We start from the raw sequence: 17,821 nt of genomic DNA, 5'->3' as shown, positions 1-17,821 counted from the left end.
CTTGTAAAACTTCTCGGGGAAATTATTGTAACAACCATTTATGAAATATATTTCCCAAAGGGCAGTTTGCGGATAAGGTAAACACTTATAAGGGACAGAACTAGTATTCCCACAGCAAGCCCGGGAACGGCAATCCAGGCAGACAGCTGCTCCGGATTCACATATTTCTTGTAAGAGTCCAGAAAGATAATGTGAATGAGATAGATTCCGAAAGAACATCCGCACCATAAATCTATCCTTCTCCTTGTCCTGTCTTTCAGATGAATATTTCCGTTGTCAATCTGCATCAGCAGAGCAAAGAAGGATGCTCCGCTTATCATTATCAGCGGACAGCCATATTCCAGGAACCGTTCATAGTGATTCCCTGTCTGATACGTAAACCACAATGTCATTCCTATATTTAATGCCGTACTCCCCAGAAAAATTCCCATGAGCAAAGAAAAATGCTTCTTTAATTCATCCCTGTATTTGAAAATGAAATAGCCCAGGAAAAAATAAACCATATATGCCCGATCACCAATAATAGGCACATCAAGATAAGTTTCTCTCTCTGTAAAAGATAAAATATATAGGAACATAGTCGTCCCTAAACCTACAGCGAGAAGTGCTCTGTCCAAAGTCTCATTCATTCCTCTGCACATAACCTGAAAAAAGGGGATAACCAGATATATGGGAATAATTGCGTAAAGATACCAGAGGTGCGCTTCCACCGGGGTCTCAAGCACCTCCGCCAGGTTGTAAGGAGTGCCCATGAAGCGGGTATTGAAGAAGTAATAGATTATGCTCCAGAAAATCAGTGCAGTCAGGATGTGTATCAAGCGTCTTCCGTTTTTACGGAGAGGTTCATTTCTATTGAGCAGCAGTGCCCCGCTAAGCATAAAAAAACAAGGTACGCTGATCCTGGACACCGTATCCAAAATAAGTGCAAATACGTATTCTCCCCTGCCGATATCGGCATATGCTCTGCAATAGTAATTGGCAACATGAACGATAACCACCATCACAAATGAAGCAGTTCTAATAAGTTCCATATTATAATTCTTTTTTGTCATAGTACCTCCTAGCCTTTTTTTCCGTGCTTTTCTTCATCAGACTTGCCTTTACTACGGCGTCTTTCCCGTATTTTGTCCGTATTTCATCCATCGCTTTATTTAGTTTTTTGTGCTTTTCGTCGGGGGGTTTGGGCAGCTCAATGTCAAATATAGAAAGCTGCACCGGCTCCGAAGAGTCCACCAGCTTTGCAGTCCGGATTCCCAAAAGTCTGATTGGTTCTCCGCTCCAGGCCTCATCAAACAGCTGACAGGCAGTCTCATAAAGTACATTCTCTTCATCCGTCGGCTTTGTAAGCTGCTTTTGATGAGAAATGTCCTGAAAATCATAGTACCTGATTTCTGTACTTACCATATAAGCCTTCTGATCAGACTTTTTCAGCCTGCCTGCTACGCTTTTGGCAAGGGTCCTCAGAACCTTCTTTGCTTCCTCTGCCGTCACCGCATCCTCAGCCAGTGTAGTAGAATTTCCCACACCTTTTGCCTCCGCCTGCACAGAGTGCACAGTAGAATTGTCAATTCCGTTTGCAAATTCCCACAGCTTCTTCCCATGGCTTTTCATATGCAGACATATTAAATCAGGATCCGCCTGAGCCAGATCTCCTATGGTATAAATTTCCAATTTCTTAAAAGTTTCTACGCTGGACTTCCCCGCCATAAATAATTCTCCTATAGGCAAAGGCCACATTTTCTCCCGGATTTCTTCCGGAAAAAGCGTATGTACCTTATCCGGTTTTTCAAAATCCGATGCCATCTTTGCCAGGAGCTTATTCGATGAAATTCCGATATTGACCGTAAAACCAAACTTTTTTTTGACTCCATCTTTCATAATCAGCGCAGCTTCAACGGCTGAAGGATACTTCCATGCAATCTGTGTGAAATCCATATAACACTCATCCACACTGACCTGCTGGATGTCACGTGTAAAGCTTTTCAGATATTCCATCAGCAGCCTGCTTCTTTCCCGGTACATTTTATGGTCAGGCGGCTCCATGACGAGATTGGGGCACTTACGAAAGGCATTCGCAACAGGTTCCCCCGTGCGAATGCCATATTTTTTTGCAGGGATAGATTTGGCAAGTACCACACCCCGCCGGCTTTTCTGATCACCGCCGATAATAGCCGGTATCGTCCTTATATCCTGCTTTGCACCCTTTTTCAATTGTTCTGCCGCTGTCCAGCTTAAAAAAGCTGAATTGACATCAATGTGGAAAATAATCGGTGTCATGAAACCTTTTATCCTTTCACCCTTGCTACTAGTTTACCGTCAGCAACATCGATTAAGATGATATCTTCTCTTCCTACGTTTCCCTCCAGAATCAGCTTCGCCGCAAGGGTTTCCACGTTCTTCTGCAGATATCTCTTCAACGGTCTTGCACCGTACATGGGATCATAGCCCCCCTCTACGATGAGCATTCTTGCCGGTTCTGTCAGTTCAATGGAGAGTTCTTTGTCTGCAAGCCGCCTATTTACGTCTGCTACTAACAAGTTAATGATGGCATAAATATTGTCTTTCGTCAATGGCTTGAACATAATGATTTCATCCAGACGGTTCAAAAATTCTGGTCTGAACCTGGACTTCAGCTCATTCATTACCATGTCCTGACTGGACTGGTCGATTGTTCCATCTTCCTCGATGCCTTCCAGAAGATAGTTTGCTCCAAGGTTGGAAGTCATGATAAGAATTGTATTTTTAAAATCCACTGTGCGCCCCTGGGAGTCCGTTATACGCCCATCGTCAAGCACCTGCAGAAGTATGTTAAATACATCCGGATGTGCTTTTTCAATTTCGTCAAACAGAACAACAGAATATGGTTTTCTTCTCACTGCCTCGGTGAGCTGTCCGCCTTCATCGTACCCTACATATCCCGGAGGAGCTCCTATCAGTCTGGACACGGAGAATTTCTCCATGTACTCACTCATATCAATACGCACCATATTATTCTCATCATCAAAGAGGCTCTCTGCAAGTGCCTTTGCAAGTTCTGTCTTGCCTACACCGGTGGGTCCTAAAAACAGGAAGGAGCCTATAGGCTTGGACGGATCCTTGATCCCTGCTTTGGAACGGATAATAGCTTCCGTTACCAGTTCCACGCCTTCATCCTGGCCAACCACACGCTTATGAAGTGTTTCGGCAAGGTGAAGGGTTTTGCTCCGTTCACTTTCGTTCAGCCTTGCCACAGGAATTCCTGTCCAACGGGAGATAATTCTTGCAATCTCTTCGTCTGTGACTGCCTCATGTACCAGAGACAAATGCTTTGCCTTAGTCCTATCTTCTTCCACCTCCAGCTGTTTCTGGAGCTGGGGAAGACGTCCGTACTGCAGCTCTGCTGCTTTATTCAAGTCATACTCTCTCTGAGCCTTCTGAATTTCCTGATTAACCCGTTCAATTTCCTCCCGGACCTTCTGTACTCTTTCTACAGTGGTTTTCTCATTATCCCACTGTGCTTTCTTTCCGGAGTATTCTTCGCGGAGTCCTGCCAGCTCTTCCTGCAGATGCTCCAGACGTTCCCGGCTTAACCGGTCTTCCTCTTTTTTCAATGCCTCCTCTTCGATCTCCAGCTGCATAATGCGGCGGCGGAGCTCATCCAGCTCTGTGGGCATGGAATCCAGTTCTGTTTTAATTAGGGCACATGCCTCATCCACCAGGTCGATTGCCTTGTCAGGAAGAAATCGGTCAGAGATATAACGGTTAGAAAGTGTGACCGCGGCAACCAGTGCACTGTCCGTAATCTTAACACCGTGGAACACTTCATAGCGTTCCTTCAGGCCACGGAGAATGGAGATAGCATCCTCCACTGTAGGCTCCTCCACCATAACCGGCTGGAACCGTCTCTCCAGCGCCGCATCCTTCTCAATATACTGGCGGTATTCGTCCAATGTAGTAGCCCCAATACAGTGCAGCTCTCCCCGGGCCAGCATAGGCTTTAACATATTGCCTGCGTCCATGGCTCCGTCTGTCTTACCTGCTCCGACAATCAAGTGCAGTTCATCAATAAACAGAATAATCTTGCCGTCACTGTTCTTCACTTCTTCCAGAACAGCTTTCAGCCGCTCCTCAAATTCTCCTCTGTATTTTGCACCTGCAACCAGAGACCCCATGTCCAGAGAAAAAATAGTCTTCTCCTTCAGTCCTTCCGGCACATCGCCCCTCACAATACGCTGAGCAAGTCCCTCTACCACTGCCGTCTTACCTACACCGGGCTCACCGATGAGCACTGGATTGTTCTTCGTCTTACGGGAGAGAATGCGGACTACGTTGCGGATTTCTTCATCCCTGCCGATGACCGGGTCCAGCTTCTGCTCCCTTGCCTGCTCTACTAAATCCTGTCCGTATTTCTTTAATGTGTCATAGGTTGCCTCCGGATTGTCGCTGGTTACCCTCTGATTCCCACGGACTGTGGATAATGCCTGGAGGAAACTGTTGCGGTTAATGCCAAATTCTTTGTACAATCCTTTTAGCTCTCTGCCTGCATATTTTAAAAGTGCCAGGAACAAATGCTCTACGGAAACATACTCGTCCCCCATCTGTTTTGCCTCGTCCTCGGCGTGAATCAGTACATTGTTCAAATCCTGGCCGACAAATGCCTGGCCGCCCTGTACTTTGGGCCGTTTAGAAAGAGCTTCCTCCACACGGCTCACAAACAAAGTTCCCTGGATATTCATTTTCTCAAGCAATTTCAGAATCAAACTGTCATCCTGCGTCACAAGGGCATACAGCAGATGCTCCTGCGCAATCTCTTGGTTGCCGTAGTCATAGGCAATCTTCTCACAGTCCTGGACAGCCTGGAGCGAATTTTGCGTAAATTTATTTATGTTCAAAAAAAGACCCCCTTTGTCATTTCATGCTATTTGTTCTATTAACATTATAACAATACCACGTACAGTTAGCACTGTCAATAGGAGAGTGCTAATTGGTTTATAAAAATGTAACAGTTCAGCCATCAGCTCGATTTCTCCTGCATTCGTATGTCTTTATATTCCAAATTAGTAGTATTGATTGAGTTTTCCGCACTATATGTTGCATTTTGTTTAACATTACCACATAACTATAAACAAAGAATAAATTTTTTATAAAAAAAAGGAGGCACCTCTATGATTAGTTTTTTAATCTGTCTGGCGCTGCTTATCGGAGGATATTTTGTTTATGGCAAAATCGTAGAAAATACTTTTGAACCTGATGACAGAGAGACACCGGCAGTAAAAATTAATGATGGTGTGGATTATGTGGTCATGCCTCAGTGGAAGCTGTTTCTTGTACAGCTTTTGAATATTGCGGGACTTGGCCCTATTTTCGGAGCTATGCAGGGAGCTTTATGGGGGCCGGTGGTGTTTTTATGGATAACATTTGGAACAATATTCGCGGGCGGAGTGCATGATTATTTCTCAGGTATGCTTTCTGAAAGAAATAACGGTGCATCTATTTCCGAAGTTTGCGGAATCTATCTGGGTAAATTCATGAAAAATGTAATGCGCGTGTTTAGTGTTGTTCTTCTTGTTATGGTGGGAACAGTATTTGCTGTTGGTCCTGCAGGGCTCATCGTAACCCTGTTCAAAAATGGAAATGTAACAGGCCTTTTAGCAAGTCCCGAACTTTGGCTGTGGATTATACTGGCCTATTATTTCATTGCTACTTTTATCTCTATTGATAAAATTATCGGCCGTATTTACCCTGTCTTTGGAGTCTGTCTGGTTATTATGGCAGTAGGGGTATGCATTGGTATTTTCACAAAATCAGAATTTGTAATACCGGAAATCTGGTCTAATTTCAGAAACATGCACCCCAGTGCTACTCCTGTATGGAGTGTTATGTTCATTACCGTTGCCTGCGGTGCCATATCAGGATTCCACGCAACCCAGTCACCTCTGATGGCCCGCTGTATGAATTCGGAGAAGCAAGGTCACTTTGTATTCTACGGAGCCATGGTTGCAGAGGGTGTAATTGCCTTGATCTGGGCTGCTGCAGGCTGCTCCTTATATGAAGTAACCGGAGGCTTAAGCACTGGCTTAAGTGATATTCTTGCAAATGGGCAGTCAGCTGCAATCTATGATGTTTGCTCCAAGACCATGGGAGGGATTGGAATTGTACTGGCAATGATAGGGGTTATCGTTTGCCCGATTACATCAGGAGATACTGCATTTCGAAGTGCACGTCTGACACTAGCTGACTGGTTTGGAATTGATCAAACCAAATATGGTAAGCGGCTGATTCTCTGTGTACCTCTCCTGGGTGCCGGAGCAATCATCGGACATCTGGATTACACCATTATCTGGCGGTACTTTAGCTGGACCAACCAGACACTTGCAATGATCGTACTGTGGACTGCAAGTATGTATCTGTTCCAGCAGCAAAAGAACTACTGGCTGACAGCCGTTCCCGCAACTTTTATGAGTGCTGTTTCCATGACATATTTTGTATATGCACCGGAATGCCTGAACCTTGGAACGGCAATTGCGTACCCTGCGGGAATTATCCTTGCCGTTATTTTCCTGGCCATCTTCGTACGTGCTACAAAAAGGCAAAAAAAGCAGCCGGAGCCAGCTGCATAAAAATAACACAGGTGTATCTATTCAGAGCCAAACAGCTAGGAAACCTCAGGTTCTTGAGCTTGGCTCTGAACAATTACCTAAATTTGTATATTGGAAGTGAGAATTCTTATGATATTCAAACCAACAAGGCTTGGAGCCTCCTCCCTGTCTGATACCGTTTTGATCAAAGATAAAAAATCCTGTATAAAGTTTGGTCCCTGTGGAGCCGGTGAAAAGGCCATCTACTTAAACAGCTTCTATTTTGACCGGAGATACTATGTTCCATTCACTTCCATAAAACGAATCTACAAACGAATTGCCATGAGCAAAGGGGGTTTTACAGGAAAGGGAATGTTTGCAACTATCCCCTATCTGGTTGTTGTATTTGAAGATGGGAAAGAAAAACAGTGCATTTTCAAAGCAGAGGAGGATGTGGACCATCTCCTGGACTATATAAAAAAGCTCCGCCCTGGTATAAAGCTTCACAGTGAACAGGCCGAAAAACGATTGTTGGAAAAAGAGAAAAAAAGAAAAGCAAAGACGGCTGCTCCCCTTTCTGAAAAAGCGTCGGGAAGCATCCGTATTTTGGAGGACTGTACTTCTTATCTTGACAAGCATTCAGACTTATGCCTGGAAATGAGTGCTTCTGCTAAAATGAAACGAAGCTATGAGAGAAGGAAGCCTGCCTATAGCTGGGCAGCTCTTTTTATTACGCTTCTAGGTATTGGTACTTTGATTTACGGGATCTATGCACTTATCACTCATGCCGGATTTGGAATTTACTTCCTTCTGTTCGGGCTGACCGCTGTCTTCTTCTTTTCAGGCTCTAGTGTACTGCCAACATCCCGAAAGCAGAAAAGGCATATAGAAGAACGTTTTGAAGGAGCAATGGACTCTCTGCAGTCTCTCGCAAGAGACTACCCCGCATTTCCCCTGCCCGCCCATTATGCTCATCCAGTAGTTTGCAGACGGATGATAAACATAATTTTAGATGGGAGGACAGAAACTATCGGTGAAGCTTTAGAAATCTTAAAGGAAGATCTACAGGCCGTAAACTCCGGCGTCTCTGTCGAACAGGAGGAATACGATGAAATCACGGCCATCAAGCCTATATTTCTTATAATGAATTACGAATAACAAGGACTTCATCATAAATACCGTTTTGCTTAATGGAGCCTCCTATTCATCGTCTTCTCCTTTGGGTAAAACAACTGTAAACCTGCTCCCTTTTTCGGTCTCACTTTCAACTGTAACTTTTCCACCATGAGCCTGCACAAGTGCCTTTACAATCGTCAGTCCAACCCCGGTTCCTCCCGTTTTACGGCTGCGGGACTTATCTGTTCTGTAAAACCTTTCAAATATCAGCGGGATTTCCTCCTGTGAAATTCCAATTCCATCATCTTCAACTTCCAATACACCGCTTTCTCCAAAATCATGTACGGAAATATGTATTTCTCCGCCTTCATAAGAATACTTGATTGCATTAGACAAAAGATTGTCCATGATCTGCCTGATCCTTTTTGCATCTGCATACACAGTACAGGTCTCACCTGTCATGGAGCAAGACAGACTTTTGGAAGCGAGTTCCTGCTCAAAACTATCACGGACGGTATATGCCAGCGTCAGAAGTTCCACAGGTTCTTTTTCCAGTGTTACATACTCCTTCTCTGCCTGGCTTAAGCCTTCCAAATCGGAAACCAGCCGGGATATTCTCTGGATTTCATCGTAGCATCCCTGCAGGCGCTCAGGAGTAGGTTTCCATACTCCCTCCAGTATAGCCTCAAGATGGGAGGACACATTTGCCAGAGGGGTTCTCAGCTCATGGGCCACATCTGTCGTCATCCTTTTTCGCAGCCTTTCCTGACGTTCCAGTGATTCTGCCATATGATTTACCGCCTGGGTCAATTCATGCAGTTCAATTGTGCCAATTTGGGACTTAAAGCGAATTTCATAGTTGCCTTCCGATATTTCCTTCGTAATCTGCGTGGTTTTTGCAATCGGATTCGAAATACGCCTGGCAAATGCAGTACCTGCCAGTGCTGCACCCAACACAGATATAATCCCTATTACAAAAAGGATGTGATTAAGAGAATCTAAAAAGCGGAAGTCATTTTCATTTAAAAAATAGGGGCCGTAGTAGCTGATATCTACATACCCCACAGAAGTGCTGTCCTGATTCAGGTTATACCTGTGAGTAACAAAGTCACCATTCAGCCTGGGGCGGACTTTTCCCATACGTGCACGGATGGTATCCATAATTTGATGACAGCGTGCCATGTCATGATTCTCTGCATCCCAGACAATCCCGCCGTCCTTGTCATACACTTTCATGATATACCCATCGTTTAGCGCGTACATCCCCACACCGTGAATATAATCAACATTCCAGCCGTTTGTCCCTGAATCATACTGAAGGCTTAACCCCTCTGCGAGATTTTCGGAAAATTTCTCCTGCTGATTCTGGGCATACTTCTCGAATTGTCTGTTAATCAGAAGGTTTGCGGAAATACTCACCAAAAAAATAGATATCAGGGCAATAAGCGCAAAACCGGCAGAAATTTGCGTGCCAAGCTTTTGTCTCACTGCTTTTCACCTCCAAACCGATACCCCAGCCCATGAACAGTTTTCACATAAACTGGTTTCTGAGGATCGTCCTCAATCTTTTTTCTCAGATTTTTGATATGAGTATCGATCACACGGTCATTGCCTTCATAGCTGACATCAAAGGCAACGCCCAGCAAGTCATCTCTTGTAAATACTTTTTGGGGATATTTCACGAGGGCAGACAAAATCTTCCACTCTTTGGGTGTAAGGCTGATGGGCTCACCATTCTTTTTCACTTCTACCTTTTCAAAATCAATGCTTAAATCCCCTTCATTCCACAGGAATCTTGCCGCCAGAGGAATCGGACTTTCTGCCGTACGGCGCAGGATGGCTTCCATCCGGGCATAAAGCTCTTTCAGACTAAAAGGCTTTATCATATAATCATCTGCTCCCATATGAAGCCCTTCCAGCATATCCTCCTCCAGAGTTTTTGCCGTCAGCATAAGAATCGGAACTCTGGAACATTTTCGGATTTTTGTACAGACCTCCTCACCGGACAAATCCGGCAGCATCAAATCCAAGATGACAAATTCAATAGTCTCCCTGTTGAAAATATCCAGTGCCTCGTTGCCAGTATCGGCAGTATATACTTTGTGAGCCTTACTTTCTAAATACGAGGAAACAACCTCCAGTATCTTTTTCTCATCATCCACTACAAGAACATTTTTTCCTTCGGACATTGCCTTCCTCCCAAATCTATGCATATTACACCTGACAAAGTGGTTTACCCACAACAGTGAAGATTATCTATGCTTTGCCGAAACCACAATTGGGAAAGGTGCATATGTCGCATGAGAGACACAGTCCGCCTTCTCCCAGCACTGTGAAGTCTTCTGCCTTCAGTCTTTCGCCTGCCACCAGCCTTGGCAGCATCAAATCGAATATGGTTCGTTTTGAATACATAACACACCCTGGCAGCCCCATAATCGGGATATCACCATTGTAAGCAAGCATGAACATGGCTCCCGGCAGTACGGGTGCCCCATAGGTGATGACTTCATTTGAAGCATTGCGTATAGAAAGAGGTGTCATGTCATCGGGATCCACGCTCATTCCTCCAGTACAGACTACCATCTCTGCCCCCTGACGTATCCAATCCTGAATCGCCCCTGTAACCATCTCAGAGTCATCATCACAGGGCTTGCTTCCCAAGACCTCAACTCCATATTCTTCCAGCTTCTCTATGACCACAGGCGTAAATTTATCTGTAATTCTTCCATGGTAGACTTCACTTCCGGTAGTCACTATTCCGGCTTTCATTTTATGGAAAGGAAGTATCTGAAAAATAGGCTTATCTCCGCAAAACTCTTCAACCTTATTCATTTTCTCTTCTTCAATGACAAGGGGAACTACCCGCATTCCCACAAGCTTATCGTTCTTTTTAACAGGGAAATTTCCGTGCCTTGAAGCAATGACTATCTGCCCCATGCCATTGATCTGATTTAGTTTTTTTCTGTCCACCTTCAACAGACCGTCACAGTCCGCTCTCAGCTCGATTTTCCCCTCTTTTGCTTCCGTGGGGGTCATATAGTCCCCCTGGCATACCCGGCGCAGCACCTCTGCCGCATCATTTTCGTGAAGCATACCTTCCTGATTTTCCCATACATACAAATGTTCCTTGCCCACCGACAGCAGTACAGGAATATCCTCTTCAGTTACAATATGCCCCTTTCTAAATACTGCGTCTTTCATTACTCCCGGAATAATCTGCGTAATATCATGACACAGAACACTTCCCACCGCATCTTCTGTTCTAATTAATTTCATCGAAAAGGTCTCCTATATTTTCCAAATCCTTCATCCAGGAATCTACGCATGCATCACTTGGCATCCTCCAATCCCCTCTGGGAGAAAGTGCCACTGTACCTACCTTCGGCCCGTCCGGGAGACAGGAACGTTTAAACTGCTGAGAAAAAAATCTCCTGCAAAACGTTTTCAGCCACTTCAAAATGGTGGCGGAATCATAGCTGTCTTCGAAAGTGTACAGCGCCAGCCTGTAGATTTTGCCCGGCTCATATCCAAACCGAATCATATAATACAGGTAAAAGTCATGAAGCTCATAGGGCCCCACCAGATCCTCTGTCTTCTGGGCAATATTTCCCTCTTTGGGCGGAAGCAGTTCCGGGCTGACCGGTGTATCCAAGACATCATAGAGCACCGTCTTCAATTCTTCATCTTCTGCCACATCTGCCGCATACTTCACAAGGTGTCGGACCAGGGTTTTCGGCACGGACCCATTAACCCCGTACATAGACATATGATCACCGTTATAAGTCGCCCATCCCAATGCCAGCTCAGACATATCGCCTGTTCCTATTACCAGCCCGCCGGACTCATTGGCGATATCCATCAGCACCTGAGTCCTCTCCCTTGCCTGGGCATTTTCATAGGTCACGCTGTGATCTTCAGGGTTATGACCGATGTCCCTGAAATGAATACTCACCGCGTCCGCTATGGGCACTTCCCGAAGCTGTGCCCCCACCTGTCTGGCCATCCTGCATGCATTCTGGTAGGTCCGGTCTGTAGTTCCAAAACAGGGCATGGTTACCGCAAAGATATCCTTTTTATCTCTTCCCAGCATATCAAAGGCGCGTGCAGTTACCAGCAGAGCCAATGTAGAGTCCAACCCGCCGGAAATACCCACTACCGCACTCTTTGCATGTGTGTGGGCCAGACGTTTCTTTAACCCCATTGCCTGAATCGTGAAAATTTCTTCACACCTTCGCTCTCTTTCCTGCTCATTGGGCGGGACAAAGGGCTGTTTTGGAAAATGTCTGGTCAGTACGGTTTCTTCCATTTTTATGGAAAATGGAACTCTCATAAGCTGACGCTCATCAGAAATTTTGAACGTTGTATTTTTACGCCGCTCTCCGAAAAGCCTGTGTATATCTATCTCCGAATAAATGATATCATTCTGAAATCTTTTGGCCTCCTGTAAAACAGCTCCGTTTTCCGTAATCAGATTATGTCCTCCGAATACCAGGTCTGTAGTAGATTCCCCCTCCCCGGCATTAGCATACACGTAACCGGCTATCAGGCGGGCAGACTGTCCCCGGATCAGCTCCCTGCGGTAATTATCCTTTCCAATGGTCTCATCACTGGCAGAGCAATTTACAATCAGCACTGCTCCCTCCATTGCAGCCCGGATACTGGGAGGCACCGGGGACCATACATCCTCACAGATTTCCGCAGACACAATCAACTCCTCCATTTCCGCGGCCTGAAACAAAATCTGAGGTCCGAAAGGAATGTGTTTCCCTTCAAACAAAATTTCCCTTGCGTTCTTAGGTCCGGGGGTGAACTGGCGCATCTCGTAAAACTCACCGTAATTGGGAAGAAATGTTTTTGTTGTCAGTCCAAGCACTTCCCCCTGGTTCAGCGCTGCGGCCACATTGTACAGTTCTCCATCCACACTGAGGGGAACGCCCACGAATACCAGTATATCCTTATCCGCAGTAAAAGCGGCAATCCGGTGCAGAGCCGATTTTGCAGACCTTAACAGAACTTCCTGAGTGAACAAATCTCCACAGGTATACCCAGTAACACACAATTCGGGAAATACCACGATTTTTGCTCCCTCTGAAGCTGCCTGTGAAATGCCCTCACAGATTCTTTCTGTATTGTACTCTACATCTGCAACCCGTATATCCGGTGTGGCTGCCGCAACCTTTACAAATCCATGTTTCATACCTGACCTCCTATGTCAAAGCGGAGCTTTAAGAATGCCCAGGCAGCATATGGTCCGCTTTTTTATTTTTAATAACTTCACAGCCTTCTGCGGCTACCTGCTTTTTTCAAAAGCTCCTGCAGCTCTCCAACAGTATAATTGTAGGCAGTATTGCAGAAATGACATTTTACCTCAATGTCCTCCCCGTCATCAATCATGGACTGAATGTCTTTCTCTCCGATACTGATGACTGCCTTTTCAATCCTCTCCTTTGAGCAGTTACAGTAAAACTGTGCCGGGAGCGTGTCCACTATTTCTACGTCCAGTCCTTCCAGGACTTCTCCCAGCATTTCCTCCGGCGTATGTCCGTTGTCCAGCATAGCAGTCACAGAACGGATTTTCTTAATGTTTTCCTCCAGCCTATTTAAGACCTCATCCTCAATAAACGGCATCACCTGTACAATAAAACCGCCGGCACACCGGACCGTATTATTTTTCTCCATTAAAACACCCAGGCCTACGGAAGAGGGTACCTGTTCCGATGTGGCAAAATAGTACGTAAGATCCTCCGCAATCTCGCCTGTCTGCAAAATAGTCTGCCCGGAATACGGCTCCCTCAGTCCCATGTCTTTAATGACATTAAGAAATCCCGGACCCAAAGCTCCTCCCACATCAAGTTTTCCATTTTTCGGAGGAAGGAGTACATCCGGGTTATTCACATATCCTTTCACATTTCCCTGACTGTCCGCTGTGACCGTCAGTCCCCCGATGGGGCCGCCGCATTTAATCTGCAAGGTAAGCATGTCCTGCTGATTCTTCATCATGCTCCCCATCATCACGCCGCCCGTCAGAAGCCGTCCCAAAGCTGCCGTGGCCACCGGGCTTGTGTTGTGGTGCTGCCTCGCTGTCTCAACCAACTCAGTTGTAATCACCGCAAATGCACGAAGCTGTGTATTTGCAGCCGTTGCTCTTACAATATAATCTGCCATTAAAAATCTCCTTTTCCTGCTATCACATAAATTCTTTCACTGTTCTCAGAAGGCGCTTCCCTTGTAAACGCATCATATGCCGCAAAAAACTTCATCCCTGAGGACTTCACCAGCTGCGTCATTTCCTTCAGGGTATAGCCCCGCTGAAAATGCGTCTCCTGATATTTACGATAAATATCTCCATTCCCCAATGAGAGTTCTTCATCCTTTATAAAAAGGCTCAACTCATACTCGTTGATCCGCTCCTCATTATAATAATAATTATCCCAGATGAAGCTGCATTCTTCCCTGTTTTCTGCGATGGTTGTATTTCCCAGAATCTCCCGATATTTATATTCTGTATTAAAATCAAAAATAAAGACTCCGTCCAAATCCAGATAATTATTCACCCAGTAGAACACCTGTTTTAAGTCCTCCGGCTCCGTAATATAGTTCAAGGAATCACAGATACTAAAAATTGCTCTTACCGTTCCATACAGCTCAAATTCCCGCATGTCCTGCTGCAGATATAAAATATCATGACCAGACTTTTCTTTCTTTTCAAGTGCCAGCTCCAGCATGTCTCCAGAGCTGTCCACTCCAATCATGTCATATCCAAGAGCAGCCAGGAACTCCGTCATAGTACCTGTGCCACATCCCAAATCCAGCACCAGTCCGTCTTCAATGTTGTATTCCTCCAAAAACCCATGTAAATATGCTCCCCATTCCTCATATGGAACATTATCCATAAATGTGTCATACACAGCCGCAAAGCTGCTGTATGCATTGGATTCGATATTACTATTCATCTTATATAATACCTCTGTCATTACCGTTTTTTCTTTCTAGGCCCGCAAACACCTCGCCAAGTAAGAGCATTATATCACAAAATTTATCAGCAGAGCACATTTAAAACATTAGACAGATATTTTATTGTTGTCAAGTACACTTAAGAAAATTTCCATACCCTTTTTATAATGAGAATATTCTGACAATGGTCCGCAAAAGGGTCTGACCCCTTTGCGACCCCTTTGCGGGGCAATTTCCCCTTGACACAGCCACCACAGCGTTCTAAAATAAACTAGGATATAATTTAATTTTTTCGGTAGGTGAGGCTACCACAGGGATCTGGATTTTCCTGAGATTGCTGCCGTGAGATTGTGGAGACACAACAAGCTGGTTAGCAGGCTATGTCGTGAAGGCGTAACCTAATGCAATTGATATGCCCTGTGATGCTAAAGCTTGGACGATGTATTATGGCGGAAGCTTTTAGCTCCATCATTGTTCAGGCAGTGATGGAGCTTTTTTCTATATAAAAAGGGAGGTGAGGTTATGGACGCAGATGCCGGTTATCACTCGCAGAAATTAGAAGATTTGCATATAGAATGGAGATATAACTATGATGGACAAGAATATTTTTGTAGAACTCCTTACCCAGCATCATTTCAAAGCAGTAAGGAATATTTTGGATGTCATGAACGAAGTGGACATAGCCTCGCTTCTTTCTGATTTAGATGACAAAGAACTGGCTCTTGCATTCCGGCTGATACCCAAGGATAAAGCAGCGGAGGTATTTGCTAATATGAACAATTCTATGCAGTCTTATCTGGTGGAAATGTTTACGGAAAAAGAGTTGAAAGAGTTATTAGATAACTTATATATGGATGATACAGTAGATATGCTGGAGGAACTTCCAGCAAATCTTGTCACCCGTATTCTCAACACTGTCAGTCAGTCTGATAGAAATATGATCAATCTTCTTCTGGACTATCCGGATGACAGCGCCGGCAGTATTATGACTACAGAATACGTGGGACTTCGGCGTCATATGAGCGTTTCTGAAGCCATGACGCACATTAAGAGGACGGGTATACACAAAGAAACTATTTACACCTGTTATGTTATGGACAGACGAAAACTGGTCGGGATTGTGACAGCAAAAGATCTGATGACCGCTGAGGATTATGTGGCGATTGAGGATTTGATGGAGACAGAAATCATTTCCGTCAATACACACACTGACAAAGAGGAGGTGGCGGAGCTGTTCAGGAAATACGATTTGATCGCACTTCCTGTACTGGATGCCGACAACTTTATGGTAGGAATTGTTACCTTCGACGATGCCATGGATGTCATGGTGGAGGAGGCAACCGAAGACATTACAAAGATGGCTGCTATGAGCCCCGGTGAATCGTCTTACTTTGAAACTTCCGCCTTTGTCCATGCAAAACGCCGCATCGGCTGGCTTTTGATACTACTGTTTTCCTCAACCTTTACAGGGACTATTATTACAAAATATGAAAATGCATTTGCAGCAATTCCTCTGCTCGTTTCCTTCATTCCCATGCTGATGGATACCGGCGGAAACTGTGGTTCCCAGAGTTCTACTCTGATTATCCGAGGGATTGCACTGGACGAAATCCACTTTAAAGATATTTTCAAGGTTATGTTTAAGGAATTTAAAGTTTCGTTCATGGTAGGTGTTGTTCTGGCTGCTGCAAACGGGGTCAGGATTCTGATTATGTATCACAATGCTACAATGGCCCTGGTCATCGGTCTTTCCCTGATGGTTACAATTATCATATCCAAACTGATCGGGTGCATACTGCCGCTTCTTGCAAAGAAAGTAAATCTGGACCCGGCAATTATGGCTTCGCCACTTATCACAACATTGGTGGATATCTGCTCACTCCTGGTGTATTTTAATATTGCAACACATATATTGATGTAGGGGTCAAAAGGTATTTTGCCCTCTGATACCTACGGATTGCTCCGCACTTTGTGCTTCACTCAATTACTTTTATCCATCCTTCCGGAGCCTCAATGTGCCCCATCTGGATGCCAGTCAGTGTGTCGTACAGTTTTTGAATGGTCGGCCCCATTTTCTCTACACCGCTTGGGAAACAGATTTCTTTTCCATGGTCAACTATTTTTCCTACCGGAGAAATGACTGCTGCTGTCCCGCAAAGTCCACATTCGGCAAAATCTTTTACTTCATCAAAATATACGGTTCTTTCCTCTACCTTGAGTCCCAGATAGTGCTCTGCCACATAAAGCAGGGAACGTCTGGTGATAGAGGGCAGAATTGTATCGGACTGAGGAGTAACGACTGTATTGTCTTTTGTAATAAAGATAAAGTTGGCCCCTCCTGTCTCTTCTACTTTTGTTCTGGTGGCGGAATCAAGATACATATTTTCATCAAAACCATTTGCATGGGCTGTCATAATTGCATGAAGACTCATGGCGTAGTTGAGTCCCGCCTTAATGTGTCCTGTTCCGTGAGGAGCCGCCCTGTCGAAGTCAGAGACGCACAGTGTGAGGGGTTTTGCTCCTCCTTTGAAATAGGGTCCTACCGGTGTAGTGAACACACGGAACTGATATTCATCTGCAGGTTTTACCCCAATAACAGGGTTCGTTCCGAACATATAGGGTCTTACATATAATGTAGCCCCTGAGCCAAACGGGGGGACATATGCTGCATTTGCTCTTATGGTTTCCACAACTGCTTCCACAAAACGTTCTACAGGAAATACCGGCATCTCCAGCCTTTTTGCAGAATCCGTCATGCGCTGTCCATTCAGGTCAGGACGGAAGGCTACAATATGCCCATTCTCTGTCGTATACGCCTTCAGCCCTTCAAAAACTGTCTGTGCATACTGAAAAACTCCCGCACATTCATTTAATGTGATATTTGAGTCTTCTGTCAGTATTCCCTCATCCCATTTTCCGTCCCTGAAATTGGCTACATATCTCTTAGATGTCGCCACATAGTCAAACCCTAAGTTCTCCCAGTCGATATTTTTCTTGTCCATCTGTAACTCCTCCGTTTCACTGCTCTTATTCGTCCGCAAAATCTATTTCTGTGTCAATTATAATACTTGCGGATTTGATTTTCAAGAATGCACTCTGCTTGAGTTTCCGCAGTTTTATCCACATAGACCTGAATTAAACCATGTCTTTATAAACAACTTTCAAAAAATGTCCCAAATATAAGGAATCTGATT

General features: G+C 44.8%; 13 protein-coding genes and 1 riboswitch. Of the genes, 3 read left to right on the top strand and 10 right to left on the bottom strand.

What is annotated here, in order from left to right; translation table 11 throughout:
• Positions 1-38: 38 nt before the first annotated feature.
• Genes EDD59_RS13160 through clpB form a run of 3 tightly spaced genes read right to left on the bottom strand, consistent with a single transcriptional unit; the run spans position 39 to position 4,871 of the window.
• Positions 39-1,052: an acyltransferase gene (locus EDD59_RS13160; RefSeq protein WP_132382630.1), complete on the bottom strand. Its 1,014-nt coding sequence runs from the start codon at positions 1,050-1,052 to the stop codon at positions 39-41.
• Positions 1,033-2,277 (bottom strand): Y-family DNA polymerase, encoded by a 1,245-nt coding sequence (locus EDD59_RS13155; RefSeq protein WP_132382628.1) that lies wholly within the window; start codon positions 2,275-2,277, stop codon positions 1,033-1,035. Before EDD59_RS13155 ends, EDD59_RS13160 begins: the two co-directional genes overlap by 20 nt.
• An 8-nt stretch (positions 2,278-2,285) precedes the next feature.
• Positions 2,286-4,871 carry an ATP-dependent chaperone ClpB gene (clpB, locus tag EDD59_RS13150; protein WP_132382626.1) on the bottom strand — a complete coding sequence of 862 codons (2,586 nt, stop codon included), beginning with the start codon at positions 4,869-4,871 and terminating at the stop codon, positions 2,286-2,288.
• Positions 4,872-5,144: 273 nt separating this feature from the next.
• Between clpB and EDD59_RS13145 the strand changes: the two genes are divergently transcribed.
• Positions 5,145-6,599 (top strand): carbon starvation CstA family protein, encoded by a 1,455-nt coding sequence (locus EDD59_RS13145; RefSeq protein ID WP_132382624.1) that lies wholly within the window; start codon positions 5,145-5,147, stop codon positions 6,597-6,599.
• Positions 6,600-6,707: 108 nt separating this feature from the next.
• The gene (locus tag EDD59_RS13140) at positions 6,708-7,715 is read left to right on the top strand and encodes an ATPase P (RefSeq protein ID WP_132382622.1); all 1,008 of its coding nucleotides are present in this window, start codon (positions 6,708-6,710) and stop codon (positions 7,713-7,715) included.
• Between the two features lie 42 nt (positions 7,716-7,757).
• Here the strand turns inward: EDD59_RS13140 and EDD59_RS13135 are convergent, their stop codons facing one another.
• From EDD59_RS13135 to EDD59_RS13110, 6 genes are all read right to left on the bottom strand, one after another.
• Complete coding sequence (locus EDD59_RS13135; RefSeq protein WP_132382620.1) at positions 7,758-9,161, bottom strand: sensor histidine kinase; 1,404 nt, start codon at positions 9,159-9,161, stop codon at positions 7,758-7,760.
• Positions 9,158-9,862: a response regulator transcription factor gene (locus EDD59_RS13130; RefSeq protein WP_132382618.1), complete on the bottom strand. Its 705-nt coding sequence runs from the start codon at positions 9,860-9,862 to the stop codon at positions 9,158-9,160. The genes EDD59_RS13135 and EDD59_RS13130 overlap by 4 nt, the downstream gene beginning before the upstream one ends.
• Positions 9,863-9,929: 67 nt before the next feature.
• The gene (locus EDD59_RS13125; protein WP_132382616.1) at positions 9,930-10,949 is read right to left on the bottom strand and encodes a molybdopterin-binding protein; all 1,020 of its coding nucleotides are present in this window, start codon (positions 10,947-10,949) and stop codon (positions 9,930-9,932) included.
• Positions 10,936-12,870 carry an NAD(+) synthase gene (locus EDD59_RS13120; protein ID WP_132382614.1) on the bottom strand — a complete coding sequence of 645 codons (1,935 nt, stop codon included), beginning with the start codon at positions 12,868-12,870 and terminating at the stop codon, positions 10,936-10,938. The genes EDD59_RS13125 and EDD59_RS13120 overlap by 14 nt, the downstream gene beginning before the upstream one ends.
• A gap of 77 nt (positions 12,871-12,947) precedes the next feature.
• Positions 12,948-13,838, bottom strand: coding sequence for an Hsp33 family molecular chaperone HslO (gene hslO / locus EDD59_RS13115; protein WP_132382612.1), 891 nt, complete (start codon positions 13,836-13,838; stop codon positions 12,948-12,950).
• Positions 13,838-14,626, bottom strand: coding sequence for a class I SAM-dependent DNA methyltransferase (locus EDD59_RS13110; RefSeq protein ID WP_132382610.1), 789 nt, complete (start codon positions 14,624-14,626; stop codon positions 13,838-13,840). The genes hslO and EDD59_RS13110 overlap by 1 nt, the downstream gene beginning before the upstream one ends.
• A gap of 285 nt (positions 14,627-14,911) precedes the next feature.
• Positions 14,912-15,078, top strand: a riboswitch (M-box (ykoK) riboswitch).
• A gap of 141 nt (positions 15,079-15,219) precedes the next feature.
• Between EDD59_RS13110 and mgtE the strand changes: the two genes are divergently transcribed.
• Complete coding sequence (gene mgtE, locus EDD59_RS13105; protein ID WP_132382686.1) at positions 15,220-16,548, top strand: magnesium transporter; 1,329 nt, start codon at positions 15,220-15,222, stop codon at positions 16,546-16,548.
• Positions 16,549-16,603: 55 nt separating this feature from the next.
• On the opposite strand, the gene EDD59_RS13100 is transcribed toward mgtE, so the two are convergent.
• Positions 16,604-17,668 carry a branched-chain amino acid aminotransferase gene (locus EDD59_RS13100; protein WP_279233364.1) on the bottom strand — a complete coding sequence of 355 codons (1,065 nt, stop codon included), beginning with the start codon at positions 17,666-17,668 and terminating at the stop codon, positions 16,604-16,606.
• Between the last annotated feature and the right edge of the window lie 153 nt (positions 17,669-17,821).

This window comes from Muricomes intestini, from assembly GCF_004346165.1.
Classification (GTDB): Bacteria; Bacillota; Clostridia; order Lachnospirales; family Lachnospiraceae; genus Muricomes; species Muricomes intestini.
This window is presented reverse-complemented; position numbering and strand designations above follow the sequence as displayed.

What these genes read in the sequence shown, in the direction of transcription:
- EDD59_RS13160 (WP_132382630.1), bottom strand. Translation starts at nt 1,052, where the DNA reads ATGACAAAAAAGAATTATAATATGGAACTTATTAGAACTGCTTCATTT.
- EDD59_RS13155 (WP_132382628.1), bottom strand. Translation starts at nt 2,277, where the DNA reads ATGACACCGATTATTTTCCACATTGATGTCAATTCAGCTTTTTTAAGC.
- EDD59_RS13145 (WP_132382624.1), top strand. Translation starts at nt 5,145, where the DNA reads ATGATTAGTTTTTTAATCTGTCTGGCGCTGCTTATCGGAGGATATTTT.
- EDD59_RS13140 (WP_132382622.1), top strand. Translation starts at nt 6,708, where the DNA reads ATGATATTCAAACCAACAAGGCTTGGAGCCTCCTCCCTGTCTGATACC.
- EDD59_RS13130 (WP_132382618.1), bottom strand. Translation starts at nt 9,862, where the DNA reads ATGTCCGAAGGAAAAAATGTTCTTGTAGTGGATGATGAGAAAAAGATA.
- EDD59_RS13125 (WP_132382616.1), bottom strand. Translation starts at nt 10,949, where the DNA reads ATGAAATTAATTAGAACAGAAGATGCGGTGGGAAGTGTTCTGTGTCAT.
- EDD59_RS13120 (WP_132382614.1), bottom strand. Translation starts at nt 12,870, where the DNA reads ATGAAACATGGATTTGTAAAGGTTGCGGCAGCCACACCGGATATACGG.
- hslO (WP_132382612.1), bottom strand. Translation starts at nt 13,838, where the DNA reads ATGGCAGATTATATTGTAAGAGCAACGGCTGCAAATACACAGCTTCGT.
- EDD59_RS13110 (WP_132382610.1), bottom strand. Translation starts at nt 14,626, where the DNA reads ATGAATAGTAATATCGAATCCAATGCATACAGCAGCTTTGCGGCTGTG.
- mgtE (WP_132382686.1), top strand. Translation starts at nt 15,220, where the DNA reads ATGGACAAGAATATTTTTGTAGAACTCCTTACCCAGCATCATTTCAAA.